The sequence below is a fragment of the Streptomyces sp. NPDC002004 genome (genome assembly GCF_053593975.1).
Map to the genome: position 1 here is coordinate 1 of NZ_JBSFDP010000047.1, position 23,737 is coordinate 23,737.

Sequence of the window (23,737 nt, forward strand, 5' to 3'; positions counted from 1 at the left end):
TATCAACATATCTGGCGTTGATTTTTGGCACGCTGTTGAGTTCTCAAGGAACGGACGCTTCCTTTGTACTCACCCTCTCGGGCTTTCCTCCGGGCTTCCCTTCGGTGTTTCCAACCTTACCAGATCCGTTTTCCGTTCCGTTCCCGGTCGGAATTCATTTCCGGTGGCCGTTGGAGGGCCGTGCCTTTTCGGTTGTCTCTCGACTCCCTTTCGGCGTTTCCGACTTTATCAGAAGTTTTTGGCCGGACGAACCGGCGGTCGATTCCTGATTAATCGGATGGGCATCATCGAATCAAGTGTCCGATGAGCCTGCAGATTTGATGGTTGCTCCGAGCGGTCTCGCTCCAGGCAACTGTTCGAATCTACCTCCCCGACCGGCCCGTGTCAATGGGCCTGCGGGGCGAAGAGGACACTAGCAGCTCGACGGCGGTACTCGCACATCAAGCGGCCGTGGGGAGCTCTGCGCTTCGCTCCGTCGGGTCCAGGTCGCCCGTCTCACCCGCGCGCGCGGCACGGCCGCCCAGCACGAAGACGTAGGCCAGGAAGGCCAGCTCGGCGACGATGCCGATGCCGATGCGCACCCACGTGGGCAGGCCGGAAGGGGTCACGAACCCCTCGATCGCGCCCGAGACGAAGAGCACCAGGGCGAGGCCTATCGCCATGCCGATGGCGGCGCGGCCCTCCTGGGCGAGCGCCGTTCGACGGGTGCGCGGTCCCGGGTCGATGAGGGTCCAGCCGAGACGCAGCCCCGTACCTGCGGCCACGAACACGGCCGTCAGTTCCAGCAGGCCGTGCGGGAGGACCAGCCCGAGGAAGGTGTCGAGCCGGCCGACGGAGGACATCAGGCCGATGCCGACGCCGAGGTTCAGCATGTTCTCGAAGAGGATCCAGACGACCGGGAAGCAGAGGAAGGCGCCCAGGACGAGGCACATGGCGGCGGCCTCGGCGTTGTTCGTCCAGACCTGGGCGGCGAAGGAGGCGGCCGGGTGGCTCGAGTAGTACGTCTCGTACTCACCGCCGGGGCGGGTCAGGTCGCGGAGCCGCGACGGGGCGCCTATGGAGGCCTGCACCTCGGGGTGGGTGCCTATCCACCAGCCCAGGAGGACCGCGATGACCGTCGACAGCAGAGCGGTGGGCACCCACCAGTGGCGGCTGCGGTACACCGCCGCGGGGAACCCCTGGGTCAGGAAGCGGGTGGCGTCGCGCCACGACGCGCGGCGGGTGCCCGTGACGGCACTGCGCGCGCGGGCCACCAGCTGCGTCAGGCGTCCGGTGAGCTGAGGGTCCGGTGTGGTGGAGCGGACCACGGAGAGGTGTGTGGCGGTGCGTTGGTAGAGGGCGACGAGTTCGTCGGCCTCGGCGCCCGTGAGACGGCGCCGGCGGCGCAGCAGGTCGTCCAGGCGGTCCCACTCCGCCCGGTGGGCGGAGACGAAGACGTCGAGGTCCATGGGTTCGGCTGCTCCTCGGGTTTTCGTACTGCGGCGCGATGCGGGTTCAGCTTGGCAGACTGACGGTCCTCTGGGCAGGCCAGGGCGGAGTCGGGGAGAAGGAGCGCGGTGGGCGTGAGTGAGCTCGTGACGGGCGAAGCGGTGGCGCTGGAGTTGAGTCCGGCGAAGCTGCCGAGCCGGATGCTGTCCGCGCTGCTGGATCTGTTGGTCGTCTGGGCCGTCTACATCCTGGTCATGATCGGCCTGGTGGCGGCGACGGCGTCGCTCGACGGTGCCGCGCAGGCCGCGATAGCCGTCGCGGCGTTCCTGCTGGTGCTGGTGGGCGGGCCCATCGCGGTGGAGACGCTCAGCCACGGACGGTCGCTGGGAAAGGCGGCGTGCGGGCTGCGGGTGGTGCGCGACGACGGAGGCCCGATCCGCTTCCGGCACGCCCTGGTGCGGGGGGCGGTGGGGGTCGTCGAGATCCTGCTGACGCTCGGCGTGGTGGCCTGTATCGCGTCGCTGGTGTCGGCGCGGGGGCGGCGCGTGGGGGATGTGTTCGCGGGCACGCTCGTGGTGCGGGAGCGGATACCGGCAGCTCGTGCGGGGGTCGTGCCGCCACCGCCGCCGTGGCTGGCGGGCCGGTTCACCGGGCTCGATCTGTCCGGGGTTCCGGACGGTCTGTGGCTGGCGATCCGGCAGTACCTGACGCGGATGGGGCAGCTGGATCCGCAGGTGGGCGGGGTGATGGCGGAGCGGCTGGCGGCCGATCTGGTGGCGCGTACGGGGGTTCCGGCTCCGTCCGGGGTTCCGGCTGCCGCGTATCTGGCGGCCGTGGTGCACGAGCGCCAGTCGCGGGACGCGCGGCGGGCCTTCGGGGCGCGTGGTGCGGGCGGCGAGGGCGTGGCGGCGGGCCACGGCGCGTCGGCGGGACCGGTTCCGACGGGTGCCGTACCGGCAGGCGACTTTGCCGGGTACGAGGGCGGGGCGGTGCCGTCCGTGCACGGGGTGCCGTCGTCCGCGGGCCGGGCGGAGACGCCGGTTCAGGCCGATGCGGCCGCTCGGGTGGATGCGGATTCGGACGGGGCCGCCGTGCCAGCGGGTTCGGCCGGAGCGCCCGCGGATCGGCCCGGTGCTCCCGACGGCCGGCGCGGCGCGTCCGCGGATCGGGGTGCCGAGGACCGGCCCGGCGCGGTGGGCGAGGGGGCGGGTGGCCCGGTCGAGCAGACGCGTGACGCGGACCGGCGGCCGCCGTCCACGGGGTTCGCGCCTCCCGCCTAGTACGGGTGCGCGGCCCGCGCGGGTACGGGCAGCCGGCCTCGGGGCGCGCCACAGGATCAGGGGCGCGCCCCGGCGTGGGCCGCGCCGCCTGCTGAGGGGCGCGTGCTCTGGTGGGGCGGCCCGCCCGTTCGCCTCGCGCCCCTCCCCATGCCTGCGCCGTCGGTGCGTCAGTGGAACGCCGACGGGGGTGTCTCCAGATCCTCCAGCTCGATGCCGGGGGCGGCGAGGACCACGTCGCCCGCCAGGTGGACCGTGTGCTGCTCCCCTGTGTCCAGGGCGGTGACCCGGTATTCGTCCACGATCAGCGGGGCGTTGTCAGTGGCGTGTGTTTCTCTCTTCAGCAGGGCCCAGGACTGGTCGAGTGTGCGGGGAGCCAGGACGGGGTCCGTGAAGGCGACGAGTCGTACCCGGGTCGCGGAGGAATCGGGGGTGAGGCGCAGGAGCCGGGAGATCGCGACGAGGAAGGCCGGGGAGGTGCCGGTGAAGGCGTGGGCGCGGACGTTGCCCTCCGTGGCGTGGGTGCCGGTGGGGTCCGTGCGGACCCAGGTGACGCCGTCGAGGGCGGCGCCGCGGACCTGCCAGCTCGCGGCGTGAAGTTCGAGGCGGATGGGCCGGCCGAGTTCGTCGAGGGCGAGGTCGACGGAGCCGATGTGGTCGCCGGACGGGGCGGTGCGCTGGGCGACGTAGCGCCAGCCGGAAGGACCGGGGGCGCAGTGGAAGTGTTCTTCGCCGAGGGGGGTGTGATCGTGCGGATCGTGGAGCGAATAGCGGCCGCGGGGCATGGGGGCAGTCCTGGGTCTTCCGGGGCGTCGGAGGCCGGTCGTCCGGTGCGGTCTCGGTGGCCGGGCCGGCGACAAACGGTCCTGGCTAGGCCGGTCCGGTAAAACCGGTCCGGTAAAAGGGGCAGGCCCCCGGCACGGGGGTGCGGGGGCCTGCCTCGGACCTGGTGGCAGAGGTGCGGGCCGGAGTGAGCCGGCGCGCGCCTCGGTCGGGCCGTTCGGTACGTACGCCGTGCGTACCGGTGGCCGGGCCGTCAGTACCGGTAGTGGTCCGGCTTGAACGGGCCGTCGACCTCGACGCCGATGTAGGCGGCCTGCTCGGGGCGCAGGGTGGTGAGCTTGACGCCGAGCGAGTCGAGGTGGAGGCGGGCGACCTTCTCGTCGAGGTGCTTGGGCAGCACGTAGACGCCGGTGGGGTACTCGTCGGGCTTGGTGAACAGCTCGATCTGGGCCAGGGTCTGGTCCGCGAACGAGTTCGACATCACGAACGAGGGGTGACCGGTGGCGTTGCCGAGGTTCAGCAGGCGGCCCTCGGACAGCACGATGATCACCTTGCCGTCCGGGAAGGTCCAGGTGTGGACCTGCGGCTTGACCTCGTCCTTGACGATGCCGGGAACCTTCGCCAGACCGGCCATGTCGATCTCGTTGTCGAAGTGGCCGATGTTGCCGACGATGGCCTGGTGCTTCATCTTGGCCATGTCCGCGGCCATGATGATGTCCTTGTTGCCGGTCGTCGTGACGAAGATGTCGGCCTTGTCGACGACCTCGTCGAGGGTCGTGACCTGGTAGCCGTCCATCGCCGCCTGCAGCGCGCAGATCGGGTCGATCTCGGTGACGATCACCCGGGCGCCCTGCCCGCGGAGCGACTCCGCGCAGCCCTTGCCCACGTCGCCGTAGCCGCACACGACGACGGTCTTGCCGCCGATCAGCACGTCGGTGGCACGGTTGATGCCGTCGACCAGCGAGTGGCGGCAGCCGTACTTGTTGTCGAACTTCGACTTGGTGACCGCGTCGTTGACGTTGATCGCCGGGAACAGCAGGACACCGTCGCGCTGCATCTCGTACAGGCGGTGCACGCCGGTCGTGGTCTCCTCGGTGACACCGCGGATCTCGGACGCCAGCCGGGTCCACTTCTGCGGGCTCTCCGCGACCGTGCGGGTCAGCAGCTCGAGGATGACGCGGTGCTCGTCGGACTCGGCGGTGTCGACGGAGGGGACCTTGCCGTCCTTCTCGTACTCGACGCCCTTGTGGACGAGCAGGGTGGCGTCACCACCGTCGTCCAGGATCATGTTCGGGCCGCCGGTGGGGCTGTCCGGCCAGGTCAGCGCCTGCTCGGTGCACCACCAGTACTCCTCCAGCGTCTCGCCCTTCCAGGCGAAGACGGGGATGCCCTGGGGGTTGTCCGGGGTGCCGTTCGGGCCGACGGCGATGGCCGCGGCCGCGTGGTCCTGGGTGGAAAAGATGTTGCAGGAGGCCCAGCGGACCTGCGCGCCGAGCGCGGCCAGGGTCTCGATCAGCACCGCCGTCTGCACGGTCATGTGCAGGGAGCCGGTGATACGGGCGCCGGCGAGCGGCTGCGCCTCGGCGTACTCCTTGCGGATCGCCATCAGGCCCGGCATCTCGTGCTCGGCGAGGGTGATCTCCTTGCGGCCGAACTCGGCCAGGGACAGGTCGGCGACCTTGAAGTCCTGTCGGTTCTCGACAGTCGACATGCGAGCTGCTCCTCGTGGTGGGTCGAGGTGGGTACGGCTGGACTGCGCGACGGCGGGCAGGCGCGCCCGGGGAACGGGCGCACACACGGGTCCGCGGCGCGCAGCGCAGTCCGTCGGAGGCCCTCTCTCCCTCGACCGGCCCGTCGGCGGGCCGCCCGACCGCCATCAGCAGCGACGTCTGGCACTGGGCACGAATCTACACCGGACGCCGCGGCGGGCCCCAGTCCGCCTCGCGCCGCCCCGGCCCGCCGACGGAGGGTCCGGGGTGTGCCGGAGGCGTTGCGCGGGAGGTCCGAGCGCGTTCCGTGGGAGGTCCGAGGGTGTGCCGGGCGAGGGAGCGCGGGGCTCGGGGCGGGTGGAGGAAGAGGGGGAGCCGCGGGTTGCGGTGGGGGTCAGTGGCCGTGGTCGTCGGGGGTGGAGGGACCAGGGCCGCCGGGGGTCGCCGCCGGGTCCGGGCCCTTGGCGGCCTCGGCCTCGCTGTAGATGTCGGGCTCAAGGTAGATCACTCGGGCGATCGGGACGGCCTCGCGGACACGCGCCTCGGCGGCATTGATGGCGTCCGCGACCTGTCCGGCGGTGTCGTCGTGGCGGACGGCGATCTTCGCGGCGACGAGGAGTTCCTCGGGGCCGAGGTGGAGCGTGCGCATGTGGATGATGCCCGGGACCGTCTCGCCGTCCACGATGGCGGTCTCGATCCTGGCGAGCTCCTCCGGTCCCGCGGCTTCGCCCAGCAGCAGGGACTTGGTCTCGGCGGCGAGCACCAGCGCGATCAGGATGAGCAGGGTGCCGATGCAGAGGGTGCCGATGCCGTCCCAGACGCCGTTGCCGGTGGCGAGGGCGATGCCGACGCCGAAGAGCGCGAGGACCAGACCGATGAGGGCGCCGAAGTCCTCCAGCAGGACGACGGGGAGCTCGGGGGCCTTGGCGTGCCGGATGAACTGCGACCAGGACTTCTGGCCGCGCAGCGTGTTGGACTCCTTGATGGCGGTGCGGAAGGAGAAGCCCTCGGCGACGATCGCGAAGACCAGGACGCCGATCGGCCAGTACCAGTCGTCGATGGGGTGCGGGTGGTTGATCTTCTCGTAGCCCTCGTAGAGGGCGAACATGCCGCCGACCGAGAAGAGCACGATCGAGACCAGGAAGGCGTAGATGAAGCGTTCGCGGCCGTAGCCGAACGGGTGCTGCGGGGTCGCCGCGCGGGTGGCCTTCTTGCCACCGACGAGCAACAGCGCCTGGTTGCCGGAGTCGGCGACGGAGTGGACGGCCTCGGCGAGCATCGAGGACGACCCGCTGAAGAGGAACGCCACGAACTTCGCTACCGCGATCGCGAGGTTGGCGGCGAGTGCCGCCACGATCGCCTTGGTCCCGCCTGACGCGCTCATGTGTCCGGGGTGTCCCTTCGCCTTCGCCTCTGTGCCTCGCCGCGCGGGGCGCGGCTTTGCCCGCCCTTTGCGGTGGGTCATTGTTGCAGGGCGGGCGGCCGAGGGGTGCGTCTGGTTGCCGTCAGGCGACCACAGTGGCCCGGAAAACCGTACCGACTCCGGACGCTTCAACCCTTTCGTCCGCCGGGACGAAGACGGCCTGGCCGGGTGCGAGCGCCTCTTCGGCCGTCGTCCCGCCAGCACCGGTGCCCGCGCCTTCGGCCGCGATGCGCACCGAGCCGGAGGTGCAGAGCAGGACCTGCGGGGTCCCGGCGGTCAGGTCGTGGGCTCCGCCGCCTTCCGGCAGGACGTAGCGGGAGAGGCGGAATTCGTCGATCGGCGTCTCGTAGACCTCTTCGCCGTCGGGGGTGGCCTCGGGGCGCAGGACTCCGGGGTCACCCGCCTCGAAGCGGACCACGCGCAGCAGTTCCGGCACGTCGACGTGCTTCGGGGTGAGGCCGCAGCGGAGCACGTTGTCCGAGTTGGCCATGATTTCGACGCCGAGACCGCTGAGGTAGGCGTGCGGGACCCCGGCGCCGAGGAACAGGGCTTCGCCGGGCTGGAGTTGGACGTGGTTGAGGAGCATGGCGGCGATGACACCGGGGTCGCCGGGGAAGTGGTGGGCGAGCGAGGCGTACGCCTCGTACTCGGCCGCTGCGGCCGCTGCGCGCTCGCCCGCGGCTCCTTCGCCTGCTTCACCCGCGAGTTCGCCGGCTTCACCCGCGAGTTCGGCGGCCAGGCGGCGGCAGGCCTCGGCCGTGCTGTGCACGGTGCGGGCCATGTCGTCGCGGTCGGCGCTCAGCACGGCCGTGAGGACCTCGCGCAGCGCTGCCTCCTCGGGGTGGGCGTGCAGCAGGTCGACGTACGGCTTGAGCGAGTCGACGTCGAGGCGGGCGAGGACGTCCGCGGCGTCCAGCGGCTCGCGGAAGCCGCACAGGCCGTCGAACGGCGTGAGGGCGCAGATCAGTTCGGGCTTGTGGTTGGCGTCCTTGTAGTTGCGGTGCGGGGCGTCGACGGGGATGCCGCGGAGTTCCTCGTCCTCGTACCCCTCCCTTGCCTGTGCGAGGTCCGGGTGCACCTGGAGCGAGAGGGGGGCGCCCGCGGCGAGGATCTTGAGCAGGAACGGCAGGCGGGGGCCGAACTTGGCGACGGCCCGCTCGCCGAGTTCGCGCGCCGGGTCCGCGTCGATCACCTCGTGCAGCGCGCCGCGCCCGGTGCGCGAGGGCGCGCCCGGGTGGGCACCCATCCACATCTCGGCCTGCGGCTCGCCGGTCGGCTCGACGCCCAGGAGCCGAGGGATCGCGGTGGTCGAGCCCCAGGCGTAGGGGCGGATGGTGTTGGCGAGGCGGTCCATGCGGCTTCTGCTTCTCTCTCGATGTGCGGTGCGGTGCGGGGCCGGTCGTCGTGCGGTGTGCGGGTCGGGGCCGGTCGCCATTCGGTACGCGGGTCGGGGCAGGCCCTCGTGCGGTACGTGGGTGCGCGGGTCGCGCGCGGTACGGTCCGCGGGTCGTGGCCCGGTTCGTGCGCGGTACGCGGATCCGCGGGCCGGTGTCCCGGGTCGCCTACGGCGCGCGGGTCCACGGGGCACGCCCCGTTCCGGTGCGGCGCGGTGTACGGCCCCTCGGGTCGTGCCCCGCGTCGCTCGCCGTGCGCGGTTCCGGGCGCCGCTCCTCGTGCAAGGGCCCGAGGGCCGGCGCCGCGGTCATCGTGGGACGGCCCCGGGTCGCGATCAGGACTTCGAGGCGAGCGCCAGGTAAACGGCGGCGAAATCCGTGACCGCGATCAGTTCCGCGAGGGTCTCCAGATCGCTGCCGTCGTCCGGTTCGACTTCGCTGATCGCGGTGTCGTGGGAGAGGGCGAGCTCACGGGCCGCGGGGGCCGCGGTGAGGCCCTCGTCGAGCCGGTCGCGGAGCAGCACCACGCGGGCGTGCAGGGCCTGGGCCTCCGCGACGCGGTCGCGGAAGAAGTCGTCGGGGTCGGCGGCCGCGGCCAGTGCGCCGGCCAGCAGGACTCCGTGCGCGGGCAGCGCCTCGGGCAGTTCGGCGGTGAGGGCGGGGCGGCCGGCCAGCTCGGCGAGCGCGGCCGCGAACCGGCGGCCCACCGGACCCGCGGAACCGCCCTCGGTCCAGATCAGCGGGAGTGAGTCGGCGAGCTCGGCGGCGAGTGTCTTGGCCGGGTTCTCGTAGGTCGCGATGGCCGGGCCGCAGCGTTCGGCCATGTGGTCGAGGCGGTCGGCGACCCGCTCCAGTGTCTCGGGGGGCGCCGGGATCAGGTGCGTCCGGTCGAGGAGCGCGAGCAGCGGAGTGAGCAGGGCCCACAGGGCGCCGGGCGAGGAGGCGGTTGCGGGCTCCTCCCCCTCGTAGGGAGCGGCGGCCATGGGGACGAACATGCCGTGGGCGCGCTGCACGGCCTCCACGACCGGTGACTGCTCGGGTGCCACGGCGACCACGGTGCAGCCGTGCCGGTAGGCATCGTCGGCGAGGAGCCCGAGGCCCGGCTCGGTGCCGTCCGGAGTGGCGATGAGCAGCAGGTCGAGGGAGCCGGCCCAGCCGGGCAGGGTCCACCGGAGCGCTCCGGCCGCGGGCGCCACGCCGGTGGGGTGGAGCCGGGTGATCGGGCAGCCGCCGCCGGCGAGCGAGCCGAGGAGGTCGGCGACGCCGATGGCGGCGGCGCCGGGGCCCGCGATCATGACGGCGCGGGGGCGGCCGTCCGGGGTGAGGCTGGTGACCCCGGCCTCGGCCGCGTGCCGCACGGCGGTGCGGACCCGGGCGCCGGCTTCGGCGGCGCCGCGCAGCAGGCCTCGGCGGTCGGCCCGGGCGAGCTCCTCGGGCTCGTCGAGCAGCGATTCGTCCAGCATTGCGGTGGCCTCCGATCGCCGGGCGCGGGTCTTGGCGGTGCGGTTCGCTTACGCGGGGCGGTGCGGTGCGGTTGCACCGGGCGGTGCGATGCGCTTGCGCGAGGCGGTGCGCCGCGCGGACGCGGCGCTGCGGGCGCTCACGCGGGGCGGCGGGCCTCGTCGACGAGGAGCACGGGGATTCCGTCCCGGACGGGGTAGGCCAGGCCGCAGTCCTTGCTGGTGCAGATCAGCTCCGGGGCCGTCTCCTGGAGGGGGGAGTGGCAGGCGGGGCAGGCCAGGATCTCGAGGAGGCCGGCTTCGAGCGGCATGTTGGGGGGTCCCTTCGAACACGAGAGCAACAAGGTGCGGCCCGGTCAGCGTACCGCTGCGGGGGGCCGGACGCCGGGTCGGCGGGGGCCTGGGCGGGGCGTGCGCGTGCGGGGTGTGCGCCGTTCGCGCCCGCTCCCGACCGGGGCTCCCGGCACGGCTCCCTCCTGGGCTCCCCGGCGCGCTCCCCCTGGGCTCCCCGGGGCGCTCACCTCCCGGCGGACGCCCCGACATCCGTACGGAAGGCCGCCCGCGCACCGTCCAGGGTCGGCGGCGGACGACGCACGCTCCGGAGCGTTCAGCCCCGGATGATCCCCAGGGCCTCGTCCCGGATCTTCGCCATCGTGGGCTCGTCCCTGGCCTCCGCGTTGAGGCGCAGGAGGGGTTCCGTGTTGGAGGGGCGGACGTTGAACCACCAGTCGGTGGAGGTGACGGTGAGGCCGTCGAGCTCGTCGAGGGTGACGTCCTCGCGGCCCTCGTAGGCGGCCCTGATCGCGGCGATGCGGCCCGCCTGGTCGTCGACGGTGGAGTTGATCTCCCCGGAGCCGGCGTAGCGGTCGTACTGGGCGACCAGGGCGGACAGCGGCCCGGGCTGGCCGCCGAGGGCCGCGAGGACGTGCAGGGCGGCCAGCATGCCCGTGTCCGCGTTCCAGAAGTCGCGGAAGTAGTAGTGCGCCGAGTGCTCGCCGCCGAAGATCGCGCCGCTGTCGGCCATCTCCTGCTTGATGAAGGAGTGCCCCACCCGGGTGCGCACCGGGGAGCCGCCGTGCTCGCGCACGACCTCGGGCACGGACCACGACGTGATCAGGTTGTGGATGACGGTGCCGTGCCCGCCGTTCCTCTCCAGCTCGCGGGAGGCCACCAGCGCGGTGATCGCGGACGGGGAGACCGGGTCGCCGTGCTCGTCGACGACGAAGCAGCGGTCGGCGTCGCCGTCGAAGGCGATGCCGAGGTCCGCGCCCACCTCGCGGACGCGCTGCTGGAGGTCGACGAGGTTCTTCGGGTCGAGGGGGTTGGCCTCGTGGTTGGGGAAGGTGCCGTCGAGGGTGAAGTACATGGGGACGAGGTCCAGGGGCAGCCCGCCGAAGACGGTGGGCACGGTGTGGCCGCCCATGCCGTTGCCCGCGTCGACGACGACCTTGAGGGGGCGGATGTCGGTGAGGTCGACGAGGGAGCGCAGATGGGCCGCGTAGTCGTCCAGCGTGTCGCGCTTGGTGATCGTTCCGCGGGTGGCCGCCGGCTCCGGCGCGCCGGACTCCGTCCAGGACTCCACCAGCTGCCGGATGTCGGTCAGGCCCGTGTCCTGCCCGACCGGGGCGGCACCCGCGCGGCACATCTTGATGCCGTTGTACTGCGCGGGGTTGTGCGAGGCCGTGAACATGGCGCCCGGCAGGTCCAGTGCGCCCGATGCGTAGTACAGCTGGTCGGTCGAGCAGAGGCCGATCTCGGTGACGTCCGCGCCCTGGGCGGCCGCGCCGCGCGCGAAGGCGTGCGCCAGGCCTGGCGAGGAGGGCCGCATGTCGTGGCCGGTCACGATCGCGTCGGCGCCCGTCACACGCACGAAGGCGGCGCCGAACAGTTCGGCCAGCGGCTCGTCCCACTGGTCCGGGACCACTCCGCGTACGTCGTACGCCTTGACGATCTGCGACAGATCAGCAGCCACGGCCGGCCCTCCTGGTGTCCTATCGGGGACCCCAAACTACCCGGAGCAGCTGATCGTCGGCGGGGAGGAGGCCGTGGTGGCGCGGCCGGAGCACCGGCGGGCGGACGGGCGAAGGTGCCCGGCGGCGGGACCGGGACGCGTCAGTTGTCCGGCGAGCGCAGCACCCGCAGATGGCCGCGGCGCGCGACCTCCATCGGGTCCGCGGTGCGCGAGCCGCCGCCGGCCTCGGCGGCGCGCTCCTGGGGCCGGGCGGCCTCCCGCACGGCGTTGGCGAGCGCTTCGAGGTCGTCGCCGCTGGGCCGGGCCGGGGCGGAGCCGTCGGCGAGCCGGACGACCTCCCAGCCGCGGGGCGCGGTCAGCCGTTCCGAGTGCTCGGCGCACAGGTCGTAGCAGTGGGGTTCGGCGTAGGTGGCGAGCGGGCCGAGGACCGCGGTCGAGTCGGCGTAGACGTACGTCAGCGTCGCGACGGCGGGTCGGCCGCAAGCGGTGCGCGAACAGCGACGTACAGGGCTCACGACGTTGGACGGTACCGCACTCTTGAGCGGGCCGCGACGACTCTCCCCCAGGTCACCCCACCGTGTCGTGCCGTGATCCTGCCCACAGGCGTCCCCGGGAGCGTCGGGCTGACCTGCACGGACGGTCTTCGGGCGGAACGGGCACGGTGTTGAATGCGGTCACCACTCGACACAATTGCCGCCATTTGTCTGGACTTTGCCGATCGGGGAAGCAAACGGATCCGTGCACAAGGTTGGCTGGAATGGTCATTGAGCGACACACCTTTGCGGCGCGCGGCCCCGGCAGGTGCCCGGACGACCGCCGCGGGAAGGGCGCGGGGCATACGCTTCATCAGTGATGGACAACCCCGTACCGCCCGGTGCGACGCGCCCCGGGCCACGCCGCCGCGACCGCCACGGCAGGGGCATGCGCGGCCCCGTGGCACCTCCGCAGGTGCCGCTCGCCGCGAGCCGCGCCGAACTCTTCGCGGATCTGGTCCAGGACTCCGTGGAGCGGCTGGAGCGCCGCTGGCCGCAGCTCGGCGACGTCGAGTTCCTGGTGCTGGAGGTACCGCGTACGGACGCGCCGTCCGGGTCGGACTCCTGGAGCGACGAGCCCGTGCCGCTGGGGGGCACGGTTCCCGCGCGCGACGGCCGGCCGCCGCGCATCGTCGTCTACCGGCGCCCCATCGAGATCCGCACCAAGGGCCGTGACGAGCGGGCCGCCCTGGTGCACGACGTCGTCGTGGAACAGGTCGCCGACCTGCTCGGGCTGACCCCGGAGACGGTCGACCCGCGCTACGGCGAGGACTGACCCGGCCACCGCGCCCGGTGCTCCGTGGGGCCGCACGGCACGTGCGGCCCCACGGAGCACGGGCCTACTTCTGAAGGACCGACAGGTCCTGCCCCGCCTTCGGCACCGACACCGTCCCCCGGTCGTCGGACAGCGTCTGCACGGTGAACATCGGGACGCCCTCCTGCGGCCTGGTGAGCGTGCGCGCGCCGTACACCGGGCCTCCGGAGAGCTGCTCCACCGTCAGCGCGTACGCGCCCTTCAGGCCGCCCGGCACCGGCGGGCGCACCTCCGTCGTCGTACCGCCCTTGACCGTGTACGTCTTCGTCACCGGGGAGCCTCCCCCGGTGCCGGCCGACGCGGTCACCTTGACCGTGCCGGTGGACGAGGGCGCGACCAGGGACAGCGTGGCGTCCTTGCCGCGGTTGTCGGCGACGGTCGCCCGCGCGCCGACCGGGGCGGTGGCCGGGATGAACGCGATGTCCCGGGCGCTCCCCTTGCCCCGTACGACCTCCAGCGCCGCCACGACCGGTGCCGGGTCCCCGGTCGGTGTCAGCAGCAGCGAGCCCGCCTCGCCCCGGGTGACGTCCCCGAGGTCGACGGAGGTGGTCATGCCGGACTTGACGTGCAGGCTCTCGTGCCCGGCCGGGGTGATCGCGCCGGTCGGCGAGGCCAGCCGCACCTTCAGGTCCGCGTCGTTGTCACCGGGCGCGAACGCGACCAGCCGCACGGACGTGGCGTCCTTGGGGATGCCCGGCAGGACGAGACCGCCCGCCGGCTCGGCGGACGCGGGCAGCCAGTCGCCGCCCAGCTTGTCGTCGGAGGCCTGTACGGCGGCGCCGACCCGGCCGCTGCGCACCGTCACATGCGCCGTGAGGTCGGTCTGCGGCTGTCCGGCCAGCGTGGAGAGCAGAACGGCGACGCTCGCGTGCGGCTTGACCTGGATGCCGTCGCCGACGTCGGACTTGAGGGCGCCGTCCTTGCCGTACAGCTCGATGTCCACGACGGCCGCGGAGTCGTCCGGGTTGGTGAGGTGGACGTAGTCGGCGCGGTCGTGTGCGGTGCTGACGCCGGGGAACCAGAAGTCCGTGTCCGGCTGGGTGCAGCTGAGGCCGAGCAGACCGCGGCCGGCGCCCGCCGCGACCGTGGTGCTCTGCTGCACGGTCCAGCCGGGGGCGAGGCTGCCGTCCGCGGTGCCGACGAGCGCGGGGGCGTCGGCGTTCGACGTGCTGCCGTCGACCGGCTTGCCCGGCGCCTTCGGGGCCAGCACCGGCTTGGCGGCCTGCTTCCCGCCCTTGCCGCCGGTCTGCCGGTCGCCGTCGGCGGGCAGCACGCGGGCCGTGCCGCCCGTGCGGGTGCCCTGCGAGACGGGCGTGTACGACGTGTACGACGTGTCCGCGACGTCCGACGAGCTGGGCGCCGGGCAGAGCAGGCTGGTGCGCTCCACGGGCAGCCGCGCGGCGGGCCGCGCGGAGTCGTCCTTCGCGCCGTCGGGCGCGGTGAGCATCGCGAAGCCGGTGACGGCGGCCAGCGACGTCGCCGCGGCGATCAGGGAGAGGGTCGTGCGGTTCACTGCTGGCTCCCGTCGGGGCGCTCGCTGTCGGTGCCGTGCGGCGGCTGCGCGGGCTGCTGGGGCTGCTCGTACGTGCCGTCATAGGTGCCGTCGTAGGCCTGCTGCCCGTAGGCGCCGCCGTAGGAGGCGTACGGGTCGTACTGGCCGCCCTGGTAGGGGTCCGCCTGGTACGGCTGCTCGTACGCGCCCTGCGGGTACCCGGCGGCCTGGTAGGTGCCGTCCGTGCTGTCTTGGTACCGCTGCTCGCCGTAGGAGCCGTAGCCGGCGTCCGCGTAGCCCGGGGTGTCCCACTCGCCGTACGCCGGCTGCTGCGGGACGGACGCGGGGGCCTGCGGCGGCGGGGGAGGCACGTCGCCGTCGTCGGCTGCGGCGTCGGGCGTCTCCTGCTGCGCCGCCTGCTCGGCCTCCGCCTGGGCGCGCAGCCGACGGGCCCTGCGGCCCTCGCCCTCGACCGCCTCGGCGGGCACGACGGGCTCCTCGGGGAGGTCGTCGTCGACGTCGCGGCGGCGGCCGGGCAGGGCCATCACGACGAGGACCACGGCGAGCGCGCCCTGCGCCCACAGCCAGCCCACGTGCCCCGCGGGCGCGTCGAACGTCACGTCGAGCCGGCCGCCGGACGCGGGCAGTTCGAAGCCCTGCGCCCAGCCGTCGACGGTGGTGCGGGTCAGCGGGCGGCCGTCCAGGGTGGCGGTCCAGCCCGGGTCGGCGGTGTCGGCGATCCGCAGCACGCGGCCGTCGGAGCCGGCCGGGACGGTGGTGTGCAGCTCGACGGGCCCGGCGGCGACGGGCTGCGGATCGCCGGTCTTCGGCACGATGGCCGCCCGGGAGACCTGCCGGTCCACGCGCCACAGGGCGCTGCCGTCCTGCTGGCTCAGCCGCGACAGACCGGGAGTGGCGTCGAGGACGCGGCTCATCTCGCGCGGGGCTCCGTCGCGTACGAGGACGTAGCGGACGGCGAACCCGCCGAGCTCGCCGGTCTGGTCGGCGCCGGAGCCCGCGACCAGGTTGGCGACGACCTTGTCGAGGCGTGCGTTGCCGCCGTCGGCGGCGGCCAGTTCGGCGTCACCGAGGCGGGCGCCGTCGCCGCGCACCAGCGTGTACGACACCTTCGCCGTTGAGCGGCCGGCCAGCACCAGGGTGCGGGCCTGGTCCCGGGTGCCGCTCTCCTCGGCGACGAACGCGGGAACCTGGACGGGGTCGCGCCGCTCCAGGGGCCCGTCGGCGCCGCGGATCATCCAGCCGGCGGCGGCGAGCAGGGGGCCCGCGGCGGCGGCGAAGGCGATGAGCGCGGCGACCGGCTGGCGCCAGCCGAAGTTCTGCTCGGCCACCCGGGCACGTGCCCCGTCGGCGCCGATCGCACCGGCGGCCAGCAGGGCGAGCACATAGACGAGCGTCGCCGGTCCTGCCCAGGTGGAGCGGTTGGCCAGCACCGCGGTCACCAGGGCGACGAGGGCGACGACCCATGCGGTGCGCACCGCCGTCCGCCGCTCGTCGCGCAGCAGACCGGCGAGCGCGGCCAGTACGAGACCGATGAGCATCAGTCCGTGCACGGTGCCGGGGCCGCCCGGGGAGCCGCCGAGCAGATCGAGCGCGGACGCGGCGCCGGCGCCGAAGGCCAGGCCGTCCTCCTTGAAGAAGCCGAACGGCAGCAGCGTCAGCGACCAGGGGGCGAGGACCAGCAGCGGGGTGCCGAGCTGCGCCAGGAAACGCACTCCGTAGGCGACGATGTCGCCCCGGCGGACGACCAGCAGGGCGAGACCGAGGATCAGGGCGACCGGCCAGACGACCGGCGTGAACGCGGTGGCGAGGGTCAGCAGCAGCGCGTACGCCCAGGTGGCGCGCCAGCTGCCGCGCGTGCCGGGCGCCGAGTGGGCGAGGCCGCTCGCGGCGATGCCCGCGCGGGCGATCAGCGGCAGCAGGATCGCGAGGACGGCGGTGCCGATGCGGCCCCCGGCGAGCGCCCCGGTGGTGGCGGGCAGGAAGGCGTACGCGACGGACGCCCAGGCCCGCAGCAGACGGGACTCGACGAGGGGGCGGGAGGCGAAGTAGGCCGTGAATCCGGCCAGCGGCACCGAGCAGACCAGCAGGACGGTGACGGCGAGTCCGGTGGAGCCGAACAGGAGACTCGCGAGGAGCGCGACCAGCGCCAGGTACGGCGGCGCCGACTGGGTGCCTCCGGCGCCGACGGGGTGCCAGCCGTCGAGGTAGCGGGCCCACAGGCCGGAGGCGTCGGCGGGCGCGGGCAGCATGGCGCCGCCCGCCAGGGCACCGCCGCCGAGCAGGGCGCGGCAGGCGATGAGCGAGACGGCCAGGAGCACCAGGAAGAGCACGGGGCCCGGCTTGCGGGCGATGCGCTTGAGGCGGGCGAACTGCTCGATCTCCAGGAAGTCGGCGTCGTCGCCGCCGGGCCCGGACTCGACGCCGCCGCCGTGCCGTCCGGCGGAGGAGACCTCCGGGTCGGAGCGGCCGCCGAAGTTGCTCGCGACCTGTTCGACGGTGAGCCGCAGGGTCGCGCCGGGGGGCGGGAACAGCGGCCGCAGCTCCCCCTTGTCGACCTGGGGCCTGCCGCGGCGGCGGCGCCCGGAGAGGATCCGCTCGGGGCGCAGCAGCACGCCGAGGAGGCCGCGGATCTCGTCGACGGCCTGGCCGGGCACCTTGCCCACGAGGTAGGCGAGCGTACGCAGCAGGGTGCCGAGTACGAGCCGGAGCAGCACCCAGGGCAGTGCGGCGCCACGGGAGTTGACGAGGAGGCTGTAGACGGCGCCCGCCTTGTCGACCTTGTGCGGGGACGCGGCGGTGCGGCCGACGCAGTCGACGGCACGGCGCTCGCGGGATGCGGCCTCGGCGTGACGGACGACGGCGTCGGGCGCCACCAGGACGCGGTGTCCCGCGGCCTGGGCGCGCCAGCACAGGTCGAGGTCGTCGCGCATCAGGGGCAGCCGGCGGTCGAAGCCGCCGAGTTGTTCGAAGACGTCGCGCCGGACGAGCATGCCGGCGGTGGAGACGGAGAGCACGGGCCGCACGTGGTCGTGCTGGCCCTGGTCCTGTTCACGGCGGTCCAGACCGGTCCAGCGGCGGCCGCTGTTCGCGATGGAGACGCCGACCTCGAGGAGCTGCCTGCGGTCGTACCAGCCGCGCAGCTTGGGCCCGACGACGGCGACGTCCTTGCCCAGCTCGCGTTCGTTCTCCACGACGCGCAGGAGCTCGGCGAGGGCGTCGGGCTCGGGGGCGCAGTCGTCGTGCAGCAGCCACAGCCAGTGTTCCGGTTCGCCGTACGGAAGTTCGGGCAGGTCGTAGGCGTCGTCGCGCCAGCTGCGGGTGACCGGGTCCCAGCCGCTGGGGCGCTTCAGGTACGGCAGGTCGTCCGGGGTGAGGACGGGGGCGATGCGGGCGGCCTCCTCGACGGCGGCGCCGAAGCCGGTGCGCCGGGCGAGGTGCAGGACCTGGCTGTCGCCGAGCGCCTCGGTGATCAGGCGCGCGGAGTCGTCGGCGCTGCCGGTGTCGGCCGCGACGGCGTTCTGCACCGGGCGCTCCTGGCCGAGCAGCCCCGCGAGGGCGTCGGGCAGCCAGCGTGCGCCGTCGTGGGAGACGAGCACGGCGGTGACGACGTGCCGCGGGAACTCGGGTGGGCCGGCCGGGTCGGGCTCGGGAGACCGGGCCGGGTCGAACGCAGACGCGCCGGTGGGGTCGAACGCTGCGGCTGCGGCGTCGTGTTGGCCTGCCGTTTGGCTGTGCACGGACATCGAGGTACGGGCCCCGGTTCGATGGACTGCGGTGGACGCCTGCGCCCCGCGGGGCCGCCGAGGCGTCTCGGACGAGGGCCCACACTAACGGGCCGGGGAGGTCCGGTGGCGAGGAGCGCCTCGATGAGGGGTGACGACCGGGTGGTGGGCGGGGCGGCACAGAGCGGTGGGCGGCAGCGTGCGGCGGGCGGCAGCGTGCGGCGGGCCGGCGCAACGCAGGGGGACGGCCGGGGGGGGCGGCACCGGGCGGCGGGCTGGGGCAACACCGGGCGGCGGAGGCACCGGGCCGGCACATCACCGCTCGGGCGGCGGGGGCGGCACCAGGCGGGCGGCGGCAGCACAGCGGCCCGGCGCCTCGGGGCAACCCACCGACGCCGGGCCGTTCGTCACACGGCGATGTGTCCGTGTGTCCGGGGGCCGGGCACACACGCACGCGCGCGGTGCCGCAAGGGGTGCCCCGGTCAGACGGCCGCCTTCTTCAGGCGGCGGCGTTCACGCTCGGACAGGCCGCCCCAGATGCCGAAGCGCTCGTCGTTCGCGAGCGCGTATTCGAGGCACTCGGAGCGGACCTCGCAGGCGAGGCAGACCTTCTTGGCCTCGCGGGTGGAGCCGCCCTTCTCCGGAAAGAAGGACTCGGGGTCGGTCTGGGCGCACAGTGCGCGCTCCTGCCAGCCGAGTTCTTCGTCCGCGTCCTCGACCAGCAGTTGGTGGAACAGCTCGGTCATGTGCGCCCCTCGTCTGTCTTTGCGTCCCCGTGATGCTGTCGTTACCGATACCGGCCGAACGACACGAGTGAAATTACAATTGCGTCGCTCCGGACCAGTCAAGCCGAGATCTGCTATTGGGCCCCTTATTCACTCTGCGGAACCAAGGCCATGCGGAAAGTGTTCAAATCGGCATAAAACATGACACTCGCCTGCGGCCCATCCGGACCTCCGCCGCCCGCGAACCCCTCACGGGCCTCGCACGGTGAAAGACGCCCCGGACTTCGATCTCGTTCCGACGGCACCCCGGAAGCGAAACGGATCACAGTCGGATCACAGGATCGCAACGACGGGTGTGCGCCCGGTTGTGCGCCATGTGTCCGGGGGTGTGCACGCACAAACCTTTCACCTCTCAGATGAACCGAATGAGGTGAAACGGCGCCCACATACCGGACATCCAGTTGACAGCGAAGGTGTGAACCGGTGTCCTGTTGGGCATGCTCGCGAACTTGGCACTCTCCGCGTCCCGCCCCGGCGGGCTCCTCGGTGCTGCCCCTGCGCGCTACAGCTGTCGCTGTTCCTGCTGTACCTGCTGTTCCAGCTGTTGAGCCGTCCGCGCTCCAGCTGATCCGGCCGCCGCACTCCGGCCGGGTCCTCGCCTCTCCTCCCCCGGCCCGCCCACGGGCGGCTTCCGCATCTCTCCGCCGAGGAACCACAGCACCCCTATGAACAGCGACAGCGACCTCCAGATCGCCGGCGACATCCTCGAGGTACCGCACCTCCTCCAGCCCGCCCGTGAGCACCCGGCCACCGTGGCCGAGTTCGCCGGGCTGGCCCGTACCGTCGCCGCCGACCGCGCCCAGTGGGAACACCTCGTCCGCTACGACGCCGCCAGCCGCTGGTACCACCGGCTGCGCACCGGACCCGGCTACGAGATGTGGCTGCTGTCCTGGGTGCCCGGCCAGGGCAGCGGGCTGCACGACCACGGCCCGTCCTCCGGTGTGCTGACGGTGCTGAACGGCGCCTTGACGGAGCGCTCCCGGCGCGGCACGCGCACACTGACGGCGGGCGCACAGCGCGTCTTCGCGCCCGGGTACGCCCACGAGGTGGTCAACGACTCCCTCGAACCGGCCGTCAGCCTGCACATCTACTACCCGGGGCTCACCGAGATGCCGATGCTCGACCCGTCCCGGCTGCGCTCGGCCGAGGGGACCCCGCTCGCCCACTGCGCCGCGCACGCCCCCGGGGAAGCCGCAACCGCCTGACGTCCTGTCGTACCCGCCTGCAAGACTTGGCCGCATGCGCATTGTGGTTCTGGCAGGCGGCATCGGCGGTGCCCGGTTCCTGCGCGGTCTCCAGCAGGCCGCCCCGGACGCCGACATCACGGTCATCGGCAACACCGGCGACGACATCCATCTCTTCGGCCTGAAGGTCTGCCCGGACCTCGACACGGTGATGTACACGCTCGGCGGCGGCATCAACGAGGAGCAGGGCTGGGGGCGTACCGACGAGACGTTCCACCTCAAGGAGGAGCTCGCGGCCTACGGGGTAGGGCCCGAGTGGTTCGGGCTCGGCGACCGCGACTTCGCGACGCACATCGTGCGCACGCAGATGCTCGGCGCGGGCTTCCCCCTCAGCGCGGTCACCGAGGCGCTGTGCGACCGCTGGAAGCCCCGTGTCCGTCTCATCCCGATGACCGACGACCGCGTGGAGACGCACGTCGCCGTCACGCTGCCCGACGACGGGTCCGGCTCGGGCGCCGGTGAGCGCAAGGCGATCCACTTCCAGGAGTACTGGGTGCGGCTGCGCGCGTCCGTGCCTGCGGAGGCGGTCGTGCCGGTCGGCGCCGAGCAGGCCAAGCCGGCGCCCGGTGTGCTGGAGGCGATCGCCGAGGCCGACGTGATTCTCTTCCCGCCGTCCAACCCGGTCGTGTCGATCGGCACCATCCTCGCCGTGCCCGGCATCCGCGAGGCCATCGCCGACGCCGGCGTACCCGTCGTCGGGCTCTCCCCGATCGTCGGGGACGCGCCCGTGCGGGGCATGGCCGACAAGGTGCTCGCCGCGGTCGGCGTCGAGGCCACGGCGGCCGCGGTCGCCGAGCACTACGGCAGCGGCCTGCTCGACGGCTGGCTCGTCGACACGGTCGACGCGGGCTCCGTGGAGCGCATCGAGGCCGCGGGGATCCGCTGCCGCGCGGTGCCGCTGATGATGACCGACCTGGACGCATCGGCCCGTATGGCCCGGGAGGCGCTGCGGCTGGCGGAGGAGGTGCGGGCGTGACGGAGCGGCGCGGTCCCGCGGCCGCGGGCTACGGCGCCGCCGGGAGCGGTGACCCGGTCGATGGCACCGGGAGCGGTGGCCCGGTCGGTGCCACCGGGGACGACGGCATGACGGGCCGGCCGGGGGCCGTCGGGTTCCGGGTGTGGGCCGTCGCCGGGATCCCGGAGATCGCGGCCGGTGACGACATCGGGAAGATGATCGCGGCCGCCGAGCCGGGACTCGTCGACGGGGACGTCGTCCTCGTGACGTCGAAGATCGTCTCCAAGGCGGAGGGGCGGATCGTCGAAGCGGACGGCCGCGAGGCGGCCATCGACGCCGAGACGGTACGCGTCGTGGCGCGGCGCGGCCCACTGCGCATCGTCGAGAACCGACAGGGGCTCGTGATGGCCGCCGCCGGGGTCGACGCCTCCAACACCCCCGCGGGCACCGTGCTGTTGCTGCCCGAGGACCCCGACGCCTCGGCGCGCGCGATCCGGGACGGGCTGCGCGACGCACTCGGTGTCGAGGTCGGCGTCATCCTCACCGACACCTTCGGGCGGCCCTGGCGCAACGGTCTGACCGACGTCGCGATCGGCGCGGCCGGGGTGCACGTGCTGGACGATCTGCGGGGCGGCACCGACGCGCACGGCAATCCGCTCAGCGCGACCGTCGTCGCCACGGCGGACGAACTCGCCGCGGCCGGTGATCTGGTCAAGGGCAAGGCCGCGGGCCTGCCGGTCGCCGTGGTCCGCGGACTGCCGCACCTCGTGGCCCGGGCGGGCGCCCCGGACGGGCACGGCGCGGCGGGCGGCCCGGCGGACGACGGTGCGCGGGCACTGGTGCGGACCGCCCGGGACGACATGTTCCGGCTGGGTACCTCCGAGGCGGTACGGGAGGCGGTGACCCAGCGGCGTACGGTCCGGGCCTTCACGGACGAGCCGGTCGACCCGGGGGCGGTGCGCCGCGCGGTCGCCGCGGCCGTCACGGCGCCGGCGCCGCACCACACCACGCCGTGGCGCTTCGTGCTGCTGGAGTCCGAGGCGTCGCGGGTACGGCTGCTCGACGCCATGCGCGAGGCGTGGATCGCCGACCTGCGGCGGGACGGCAAGCCCGAGGAGTCCATCGCACGGCGGGTGCGCCGCGGGGACGTGCTGCGCAACGCGCCTTACCTGGTGGTGCCGTGCCTCGTCATGGACGGGGCGCACACGTACGGGGGCGGGCGACGGGACGCCGCCGAGCGCGAGATGTTCGTGGTGGCCGCCGGCGCCGGGGTGCAGAACTTCCTGGTGGCGCTGGCCGGGGAGGGGCTCGGATCGGCCTGGGTCTCCTCGACCATGTTCTGCCGGACGGTGGTGCGGGAGGTGCTCGGACTGCCGCAGGAGTGGGACCCCATGGGAGCCGTTGCCGTGGGGCGGGCGGCCGAGGAGCCGCGGGCCCGCGGCGAGCGGGACCCCGAGGCCTTCCTCGTGGTGCGCTGACGCGGTGGCGTCCGGGTCGTCGCGGCCGTCCCGGGCGCCCGGTGCGCCTACTCTCGTAACGCACCCCTCTCGTCGCCTCGTCGCTAGGAACCCTCCCGTGGCCGGACGCTTCGATCCCCGGCCGACCCGCACCAGTGTGCGGGGCGGTCATGTCGCCGTGCCGCGGGCCCGGTCGGGCCACGTGCCCGCGAGCGGACGCACCCGTCGGTGGGCGCCGCCCGGGCCCCTCGATCTGGGGCTGGTCCTGGGAGTGCTGCGGCGCGGGCCCGCGGACCCCACGTTCCGGGCCACCGCGGACGGGGCCGTGTGGCGGACCAGCCGTACCCCTGCGGGGCCCGGGACGCTCCGGGTCGCGATGCGCGGGGCGGAGGCCGAGGCCGAGGCGTGGGGGCCCGGTGCCGAGTGGCTGCTCGACCGGCTGCCCTCGATGCTGGGCGCCGACGACGATCCGTCGGCGTTCGAACCGCGCCACCGTGTGGTGGCGCTCGCCCGGCACCGGCGGCCGGGGCTGCGGCTGACGCGGACCGGGCTGGTGATGGAGTCCCTGATCCCGTCGGTGCTCGAACAGAAGGTGACGACGGACGAGGCGTACCGGGCCTGGCGGCTGCTCGTCCGGAAGTTCGGCGAGCCCGCGCCGGGGCCTGCGCCCGAGCGGATGTCCGTGATGCCCGAGCCCCGGGCCTGGGCCTTGATCCCGTCGTGGGAGTGGCACCGCGCGGGCGTCGACGACAAGCGGGCGTCGACGATTCTGCGGGCCGTGCGGGTCGCCGCGCGGCTGGAGGAGTCGGTGGCCTTCGAGCCGGATGCGGCACAGGCGCGTCTCGAACTCGTGGCCGGTATCGGCCCCTGGACCTCGGCGGAGGTCGTGCAGCGCAGCCACGGGGCGGCCGACGCGGTGACGGTCGGGGACCTGCATCTGCCGGGGATCGTGGGGTTCGCGCTGGCCGGGGACCGGTACGCGGACGACGCCGCCATGCTGGAGCTGCTAGCGCCCTACGCGGGGCAGCGGCACCGCGCGGCGCGGTTCATCCTGCTGAGCGGGCAGGTGCCCGCGCGGCGGGTGCCGAAGATGCCGCGGTGGGACATCGGCCGGATCTGAGGCCGACCCCGACGCCGGATCCGGGGCCGACTCCGAGGCCGGATCCGACGCCGAATCTCCGGCGCCGGCTCCAAGCCGGTTCCGACGCCGACTCTCCCGCGCCGGCTCCAGGACCGGATCCGAGGCCGGTCCGCGGCGGCGCGGTCCC

Annotated in this window: 19 protein-coding genes; 7 read left to right on the plus strand and 12 right to left on the minus strand. The window is 73.7% G+C overall.

Features of this window, described 5'->3' with window-relative positions:
- On the plus strand, nt 1-269 hold a 269-nt coding region (locus tag ACWCP6_RS34345), incomplete at its 5' end, for a hypothetical protein (protein ID WP_450936555.1).
- 171 nt (nt 270-440) lie between these two features.
- Here ACWCP6_RS34345 and ACWCP6_RS34350 read toward each other — a convergent pair.
- Nucleotides 441-1,448: a stage II sporulation protein M gene (locus ACWCP6_RS34350; RefSeq protein ID WP_450936556.1), complete on the minus strand. Its 1,008-nt coding sequence runs from the start codon at nt 1,446-1,448 to the stop codon at nt 441-443.
- Between the two features lie 114 nt (nt 1,449-1,562).
- Between ACWCP6_RS34350 and ACWCP6_RS34355 the strand changes: the two genes are divergently transcribed.
- The gene (locus tag ACWCP6_RS34355) at nt 1,563-2,708 is read left to right on the plus strand and encodes an RDD family protein (RefSeq protein WP_450936557.1); all 1,146 of its coding nucleotides are present in this window, start codon (nt 1,563-1,565) and stop codon (nt 2,706-2,708) included.
- A gap of 167 nt (nt 2,709-2,875) precedes the next feature.
- On the opposite strand, the gene ACWCP6_RS34360 is transcribed toward ACWCP6_RS34355, so the two are convergent.
- From ACWCP6_RS34360 to ACWCP6_RS34395, 8 genes are all read right to left on the minus strand, one after another.
- Nucleotides 2,876-3,490: a hypothetical protein gene (locus tag ACWCP6_RS34360; protein WP_450936558.1), complete on the minus strand. Its 615-nt coding sequence runs from the start codon at nt 3,488-3,490 to the stop codon at nt 2,876-2,878.
- A gap of 251 nt (nt 3,491-3,741) precedes the next feature.
- Complete coding sequence (gene ahcY / locus ACWCP6_RS34365) at nt 3,742-5,199, minus strand: adenosylhomocysteinase (RefSeq protein ID WP_450936559.1); 1,458 nt, start codon at nt 5,197-5,199, stop codon at nt 3,742-3,744.
- 392 nt (nt 5,200-5,591) lie between these two features.
- Entirely contained in the window at nt 5,592-6,581 is a 990-nt protein-coding gene (locus ACWCP6_RS34370) for a cation diffusion facilitator family transporter (protein ID WP_450936560.1), read from the minus strand.
- A 121-nt stretch (nt 6,582-6,702) separates the two neighbouring features.
- Nucleotides 6,703-8,055, minus strand: coding sequence for a mannose-6-phosphate isomerase, class I (manA, locus tag ACWCP6_RS34375; RefSeq protein WP_450936561.1), 1,353 nt, complete (start codon nt 8,053-8,055; stop codon nt 6,703-6,705).
- 294 nt (nt 8,056-8,349) lie between these two features.
- Nucleotides 8,350-9,477, minus strand: a complete 1,128-nt coding sequence (locus ACWCP6_RS34380) for an SIS domain-containing protein (RefSeq protein ID WP_450936562.1) — start codon at nt 9,475-9,477, stop codon at nt 8,350-8,352.
- Between the two features lie 137 nt (nt 9,478-9,614).
- Nucleotides 9,615-9,785, minus strand: a complete 171-nt coding sequence (locus ACWCP6_RS34385; protein ID WP_450936563.1) for a Trm112 family protein — start codon at nt 9,783-9,785, stop codon at nt 9,615-9,617.
- Between the two features lie 296 nt (nt 9,786-10,081).
- Nucleotides 10,082-11,446, minus strand: a complete 1,365-nt coding sequence (locus tag ACWCP6_RS34390; protein ID WP_450936564.1) for a phosphomannomutase/phosphoglucomutase — start codon at nt 11,444-11,446, stop codon at nt 10,082-10,084.
- Nucleotides 11,447-11,586: 140 nt separating this feature from the next.
- The gene (locus ACWCP6_RS34395; protein ID WP_450936565.1) at nt 11,587-11,961 is read right to left on the minus strand and encodes a DUF3499 domain-containing protein; all 375 of its coding nucleotides are present in this window, start codon (nt 11,959-11,961) and stop codon (nt 11,587-11,589) included.
- A gap of 337 nt (nt 11,962-12,298) precedes the next feature.
- Between ACWCP6_RS34395 and ACWCP6_RS34400 the strand changes: the two genes are divergently transcribed.
- Nucleotides 12,299-12,754 (plus strand): metallopeptidase family protein, encoded by a 456-nt coding sequence (locus ACWCP6_RS34400; RefSeq protein WP_450936582.1) that lies wholly within the window; start codon nt 12,299-12,301, stop codon nt 12,752-12,754.
- 64 nt (nt 12,755-12,818) lie between these two features.
- Here the strand turns inward: ACWCP6_RS34400 and ACWCP6_RS34405 are convergent, their stop codons facing one another.
- The 3 genes from ACWCP6_RS34405 to ACWCP6_RS34415 form a co-directional block, all read right to left on the minus strand.
- Complete coding sequence (locus ACWCP6_RS34405; protein WP_450936566.1) at nt 12,819-14,306, minus strand: DUF5719 family protein; 1,488 nt, start codon at nt 14,304-14,306, stop codon at nt 12,819-12,821.
- Nucleotides 14,303-18,049 (minus strand): glycosyltransferase, encoded by a 3,747-nt coding sequence (locus ACWCP6_RS34410; RefSeq protein ID WP_450936567.1) that lies wholly within the window; start codon nt 18,047-18,049, stop codon nt 14,303-14,305. Before ACWCP6_RS34410 ends, ACWCP6_RS34405 begins: the two co-directional genes overlap by 4 nt.
- 461 nt (nt 18,050-18,510) lie before the next feature.
- Nucleotides 18,511-18,774, minus strand: coding sequence for a WhiB family transcriptional regulator (locus ACWCP6_RS34415; RefSeq protein ID WP_240139015.1), 264 nt, complete (start codon nt 18,772-18,774; stop codon nt 18,511-18,513).
- A 704-nt stretch (nt 18,775-19,478) separates the two neighbouring features.
- On the opposite strand from ACWCP6_RS34415, the gene ACWCP6_RS34420 reads away from it, so the two are divergent.
- The 4 genes from ACWCP6_RS34420 (at nt 19,479) to ACWCP6_RS34435 (ending at nt 23,589) form a co-directional block, all read left to right on the plus strand.
- Nucleotides 19,479-20,018, plus strand: coding sequence for a cysteine dioxygenase (locus ACWCP6_RS34420; RefSeq protein ID WP_450936568.1), 540 nt, complete (start codon nt 19,479-19,481; stop codon nt 20,016-20,018).
- Between the two features lie 34 nt (nt 20,019-20,052).
- The gene (cofD, locus tag ACWCP6_RS34425) at nt 20,053-21,033 is read left to right on the plus strand and encodes a 2-phospho-L-lactate transferase (protein WP_450936569.1); all 981 of its coding nucleotides are present in this window, start codon (nt 20,053-20,055) and stop codon (nt 21,031-21,033) included.
- 107 nt (nt 21,034-21,140) lie between these two features.
- On the plus strand, nt 21,141-22,490 hold the full coding sequence (locus ACWCP6_RS34430; RefSeq protein WP_450936583.1) for a coenzyme F420-0:L-glutamate ligase: 1,350 nt from the start codon (nt 21,141-21,143) through the stop codon (nt 22,488-22,490).
- Between the two features lie 97 nt (nt 22,491-22,587).
- Nucleotides 22,588-23,589, plus strand: a complete 1,002-nt coding sequence (locus tag ACWCP6_RS34435) for a DNA-3-methyladenine glycosylase family protein (RefSeq protein WP_450936570.1) — start codon at nt 22,588-22,590, stop codon at nt 23,587-23,589.
- Nucleotides 23,590-23,737 lie beyond the last annotated feature (148 nt).

Excerpts from the sequence above, each read along its gene's own strand:
- ACWCP6_RS34380 (WP_450936562.1), bottom strand. The coding sequence starts at position 9,477 with ATGCTGGACGAATCGCTGCTCGACGAGCCCGAGGAGCTCGCCCGGGCC.
- ACWCP6_RS34350 (WP_450936556.1), bottom strand. The coding sequence starts at position 1,448 with ATGGACCTCGACGTCTTCGTCTCCGCCCACCGGGCGGAGTGGGACCGC.
- manA (WP_450936561.1), bottom strand. The coding sequence starts at position 8,055 with ATGGCGACCGGCCCCGACCCGCACACCGCACGACGACCGGCCCCGCAC.
- ACWCP6_RS34370 (WP_450936560.1), bottom strand. The coding sequence starts at position 6,581 with ATGAGCGCGTCAGGCGGGACCAAGGCGATCGTGGCGGCACTCGCCGCC.
- ACWCP6_RS34400 (WP_450936582.1), top strand. The coding sequence starts at position 12,299 with ATGGACAACCCCGTACCGCCCGGTGCGACGCGCCCCGGGCCACGCCGC.
- ACWCP6_RS34430 (WP_450936583.1), top strand. The coding sequence starts at position 21,141 with ATGACGGGCCGGCCGGGGGCCGTCGGGTTCCGGGTGTGGGCCGTCGCC.
- ACWCP6_RS34410 (WP_450936567.1), bottom strand. The coding sequence starts at position 18,049 with ATGTCCGTGCACAGCCAAACGGCAGGCCAACACGACGCCGCAGCCGCA.
- ACWCP6_RS34420 (WP_450936568.1), top strand. The coding sequence starts at position 19,479 with ATGAACAGCGACAGCGACCTCCAGATCGCCGGCGACATCCTCGAGGTA.
- ACWCP6_RS34360 (WP_450936558.1), bottom strand. The coding sequence starts at position 3,490 with ATGCCCCGCGGCCGCTATTCGCTCCACGATCCGCACGATCACACCCCC.
- cofD (WP_450936569.1), top strand. The coding sequence starts at position 20,053 with ATGCGCATTGTGGTTCTGGCAGGCGGCATCGGCGGTGCCCGGTTCCTG.
- ACWCP6_RS34415 (WP_240139015.1), bottom strand. The coding sequence starts at position 18,774 with ATGACCGAGCTGTTCCACCAACTGCTGGTCGAGGACGCGGACGAAGAA.
- ahcY (WP_450936559.1), bottom strand. The coding sequence starts at position 5,199 with ATGTCGACTGTCGAGAACCGACAGGACTTCAAGGTCGCCGACCTGTCC.
- ACWCP6_RS34385 (WP_450936563.1), bottom strand. The coding sequence starts at position 9,785 with ATGCCGCTCGAAGCCGGCCTCCTCGAGATCCTGGCCTGCCCCGCCTGC.